The sequence below is a fragment of the Kaistella sp. genome, from assembly GCF_032060305.1.
Lineage (GTDB): Bacteria > Bacteroidota > Bacteroidia > Flavobacteriales > Weeksellaceae > Kaistella > Kaistella yananensis.
Window position 1 is genome coordinate 7971 of sequence record NZ_DAMBHK010000069.1, and the last position, 4220, is coordinate 12190.

Genomic DNA, 4220 nt, shown 5'->3' on the forward strand with positions numbered 1-4220 from the left:
AAACTTCATATCGCAATTGCGCCTACCAAAAACATCGACAGAATCGAGTTTTTTTTGGAGAAAGCTACTGAAATGGCAGTTTCCGAAGTGAGTTTGATTCATACCGAAAAAACTGAACGAAAAAATCTAAATATCGATAAACTCAGAAAGCAGAGTATCGCTGCGTCGAAACAAAGTCTGAGATTTCATTTCCCGGTGGTTAATGATTTAGTAAAATTCTCCGATTTTATAAAAACGTTGGATCCGCAAACAACATTTGTCGCACACTGTAATGAAAATCTGGAACGAATTGATATAAAAGAAATTACCCCAGAAAAAAATATCACTTTTTTAATTGGTCCTGAAGGTGATTTCTCCGATAAAGAAATCCAACTTTTGGCAGAACGCGGAATTAAAGCAGTTTCGCTGGGAAGTCAAAGACTGCGAACGGAAACAGCCGGTGTTTTTGTCGCGGCGTGGAATTATTTTAAGATGATGTAAAACGTTTATTACACGGTAAAACGTTTCTTAATCGCCTTTTCAACTCTTACCACAAGAATTATAACTGCCAAACCAACCATTGCCAGACCAACCAGAAGCTTTACGGAAGTTGCAAAATCTGTAATTAATGTAAGCAGGCCGCTTGTTGCTAATACAATTCCGGTTAACATCATTTCCTTGGCTGCATAGCTCTGCGCGAAATCCCACTGATCCTGATTTTTCATAGACGCACTTGTTCTATAGCCGTAAAGAAAATTTATTTTCTTTGGTGGGAATTTCAACATAATAAATCCTGTGACTACAAAAACTCCTCCTACAAGTGCCGTTATATTGAAAAACGGATCGTCAAAAAGCTGATTCATTATATTTTCTGTTCTTTTAAATATTTCGCTAAAATCTGCGGACCGCTGGGAATAGAATTCACCGCCCATCTTACTTTCATCTTCCAAATTTTCTCTTCAGAAAGTTTGTAGTCGAGTCCGGATTTAATCAGTTTCTGCTTCAGTTCATAAAAACAAATTGCGGCAGCAACCGAAACATTAAAACTCCGGGTAAATCCATACATGGGAATTGCTAACGTTTCATCAGCAAATTCCAGAATTTCTTCCGTAACGCCTTCTTTTTCCGTCCCGAAAACCAATGCAACTGGTTCTTTCAAATCGTAATCGGGAAGCATTGTTGCATTCTTTTCCGGCGAAACTGCCAGAATTTTGTAACCACGGTTTTTTATTTCCATCAGACTCTCCAGGTTATGCGGAAGTTTTTCAACTTCCACCCAGGTCTCAGCTCCCTTTGTCACACGAAGATTTGGGTTGAATTCGTTCTCACTTTCCATAGCTACAATTTTATGAAATCCGCACGCTTCTACCGACCTAACAATCGCAGCGGCATTGCGGAACTGAAAAATATCTTCCATTACCGGCAATACAAAATCTGAACTTTCCGGCGCGAAATGTTCGATTTTTGTGAGTCTTTCACCGGTTAAAAATTGTTTGAGATAGTTGAAGGTATGCTGATGATTCATATTTCAAAAATAAGGATTTTTGTAGGAGGCGCGAGCGAAGCGAGCGCCAAAAAGTGTTGAAAGGTGCAATTAATAAATTTTGAATAATTTGTAAATCGAATGATTTTTAAAACTTTACCGCGCCCCGGCTTGAACGGAGCTCTTTTTGTGTAGCGAAGCGGAGCAAAAAAGCGGGAGTAGAAGACGGAAACTGGCGCCCAAAAAAAGATTAATTTCAATGGCCTCGTTCTGAAACAAACTTTCAAACAAAAGAAATTAGCTTGAAAAGATGTATTTTTGAAGCTATGAAAAGAAAAGTACTCCTGATCTACACCGGTGGAACCATCGGCATGGAAAAAGATTATGAAACAGGCAGCCTGCGGGCTTTCGACTTCGGAAATATCTTTCAAAAACTTCCGGAAATGAAACTTATTGAATGTGAAGTTTCTGTGCATCCTTTCAAGAAACCACTGGATTCATCGGATATGGGGCCCCAGGAGTGGAAAATTATCGCGAACTATATCGGTAAAAATTACGATCATTACGACGGATTTTTGATTCTTCACGGCACCGACACCATGTCTTATACGGCTTCTGCGCTGAGTTTTATGCTGAAAAATCTCCGAAAACCCGTTGTGCTTACAGGATCGCAACTACCAATTGGTGACTTACGAACTGATGCGAAAGAAAATCTCCTCACAAGTCTTTATTATGCAAGTCTTTACGAAAACAACGAAGCTGTAATACAGGAAGTTACCATTTATTTTGAATATAAACTGCTGCGGGGAAACAGAACCTTGAAATATTCTGCGGAATATTTTGATGCTTACCAAACGCCAAACTATCCTGTTTTGGGACAATCGGGCGTTCATTTGAATATCGAGAAAGATTTCCTGTGGCGTTCTGAAACCGAAGAAAATTTCAGCGTTGATAACCACATCTCAACGGATGTACTGTTCTGGAGGATTTTTCCCGGAATGCATCTTGAGCATTTGTTACAGATGCCAAAAATGAAAGTACTGATTCTGCAGGTTTTTGGCTCCGGAACGATTTTTAATACCGAGAAAACACAACAGACGCTACAGCTGCTTCGCGACCGGGGAACCGAAATTGTAGTGATATCGCAATGTGTTTCGGGTGGAATTAGTTTTGGTAAGTACTCAAATTCCAATATTTTTACAAAAATAGGGGCCATCAGCGGGCATGACATGACTGCTGAAAGTGCCATTACCAAAGCAATGCATTTGCTGGACAACCCAAAATTTGAGGGTAATTTTGCCGAAATATTTTCCAGAAATATCTGTGGTGAAGTTTCCGTGAATTAAACTTCAAAAAAAATGATTTTCAATTTTCAGTTCTCGATTAAATATTCTATTTTTGCAGTCTTCAATTAGAGAGGTGTCCGAGTGGTTGAAGGAGCTAGCCTGGAAAGCTAGTATACGGGTAACTGTATCGAGGGTTCGAATCCCTTCCTCTCTGCTAAAAAATCTCTGAAGAAAACTTCAGAGATTTTTTTATTTACTAAACCGCTTTAAATCTACTTCAGGCATTAAAGGTTTTAGATTTTCAATATGTTCATATAATTCTTTTGAAAAGAAACATCCGTTTAAAATTCCACGTGCGCCCAGACCATTAAAGACGTAAAAATTGTGATGTTCGGGATGACTTCCCAAAATTGGTCTTCGGTCTCTTACGGTGGGCCGGAACCCAAAGTTTACTTCATTAATTTCGAAGTCGTGAGGATAGAATTCCGAAAGTCCTTCTATTAGCTGCTGCTTTGCGAAATCATCAATTTCGCTCGTCCTTTCGTTGGGGTCGTAAGTTCCGCCGTAATAATAATTATCTCCACTTAAAGGAAAAAGAAAATGCTTTTTCTTCAGCGTATATGAGTTTGTGAGTGGTTTTGATAGCTGCACTTTCAAGTGATGCCCTTTGTTTGCAATTACAGGAATTTCGGAAAAAAATGGATTATTTTTCACTCCTATTCCTTCACAAAAAACTATATGTTTAAAACTGATTTGTTCATATGAATTATCAGTAATTAATGAATAATCAAAATATTGTTCTCTTAGATGATTATTTTCCTTGAGAAAAGTTTTAAAATCACCAAAAAATTCTTCCACATTAAGCCTCGCAGATAAATTTACAGATCCAGCCGCAAACGGGTTCAGAACAGTTTCCAGATTCTTAAATTCTGGGTTTAAGAAAGGCTCCAGTTGTTCTGTTTCAGATTTTGATAGCCAGAGTTCCTGCTCTTTTTTATCGTGAAAAATCCGGTGAATATTTTCGTTGATTAAGTAGTTTTTACAAGTATATTTTTCAATTTCTTTTAAAGTACTTTTCAGAAAACTGATCTGTTCCTGAGCAAGCCAAAAGGTGGTAAATTTCTTTAAAACAACAGGATTCACGATGCCTGCAGAAACCTGAGACGCACTTTTACCGTTTTCAGAAAAAATCAGGAAAGTTTTATTGTTCTGTATTAGCTGATGGGCGAAAAAAAATCCTGCATATCCGCCCCCAACAATTATATAATCAACATTTTTCATTCTTTAGAAATTTGGTTAAAAAAAACCTGAGTAAAAATACTCAGGTTTTAGTATATATTCAAAGGAAATGATTAGTAATTCCACATATCATTTTCCATCTGAAGAATCTGTGCTTTGATTCGCTCGCTCTCTTCAAGCTGTGCATCAGCATCACGTGGGATATAATCTTTGATTACACCGTTTCCTAAACC

At 37.9% G+C, this 4220-nt stretch carries 5 protein-coding genes, 1 tRNA gene and 1 pseudogene; 3 read left to right on the top strand and 4 right to left on the bottom strand.

Annotated features, from left to right (window positions below; genetic code table 11):
- Positions 1–480 (top strand): RsmE family RNA methyltransferase (locus tag V5N63_RS09535; protein WP_332033759.1); only part of this gene is annotated, 480 nt, incomplete at its 5' end.
- An 8-nt stretch (positions 481–488) separates the two neighbouring features.
- Here the strand turns inward: V5N63_RS09535 and V5N63_RS09540 are convergent.
- Both V5N63_RS09540 and V5N63_RS09545 read right to left on the bottom strand, forming a co-directional pair.
- Positions 489–842, bottom strand: a complete 354-nt coding sequence (locus V5N63_RS09540) for an SdpI family protein (protein ID WP_332033760.1) — start codon at positions 840–842, stop codon at positions 489–491.
- Positions 842–1504 carry a TrmH family RNA methyltransferase gene (locus V5N63_RS09545; protein ID WP_332033761.1) on the bottom strand — a complete coding sequence of 221 codons (663 nt, stop codon included), beginning with the start codon at positions 1502–1504 and terminating at the stop codon, positions 842–844. Before V5N63_RS09545 ends, V5N63_RS09540 begins: the two co-directional genes overlap by 1 nt.
- A 284-nt stretch (positions 1505–1788) precedes the next feature.
- On the opposite strand from V5N63_RS09545, the gene V5N63_RS09550 reads away from it, so the two are divergent.
- Together V5N63_RS09550 and V5N63_RS09555 are read left to right on the top strand one after the other, a co-directional pair.
- Positions 1789–2808, top strand: coding sequence for an asparaginase (locus V5N63_RS09550; protein WP_332033762.1), 1020 nt, complete (start codon positions 1789–1791; stop codon positions 2806–2808).
- Between the two features lie 67 nt (positions 2809–2875).
- Positions 2876–2962: transfer RNA gene (locus V5N63_RS09555), tRNA-Ser, on the top strand.
- A gap of 35 nt (positions 2963–2997) precedes the next feature.
- Here the strand turns inward: V5N63_RS09555 and V5N63_RS09560 are convergent.
- Positions 2998–4029, bottom strand: a complete 1032-nt coding sequence (locus tag V5N63_RS09560) for an NAD(P)/FAD-dependent oxidoreductase (protein ID WP_332033763.1) — start codon at positions 4027–4029, stop codon at positions 2998–3000.
- A gap of 71 nt (positions 4030–4100) precedes the next feature.
- Positions 4101–4220 (bottom strand): annotated as a pseudogene (locus V5N63_RS09565) (gliding motility protein GldN); the annotation flags it as partial.

Excerpts from the sequence above, each read along its gene's own strand:
- V5N63_RS09540 (WP_332033760.1), bottom strand. The coding sequence starts at position 842 with ATGAATCAGCTTTTTGACGATCCGTTTTTCAATATAACGGCACTTGTA.
- V5N63_RS09545 (WP_332033761.1), bottom strand. The coding sequence starts at position 1,504 with ATGAATCATCAGCATACCTTCAACTATCTCAAACAATTTTTAACCGGT.
- V5N63_RS09550 (WP_332033762.1), top strand. The coding sequence starts at position 1,789 with ATGAAAAGAAAAGTACTCCTGATCTACACCGGTGGAACCATCGGCATG.
- V5N63_RS09560 (WP_332033763.1), bottom strand. The coding sequence starts at position 4,029 with ATGAAAAATGTTGATTATATAATTGTTGGGGGCGGATATGCAGGATTT.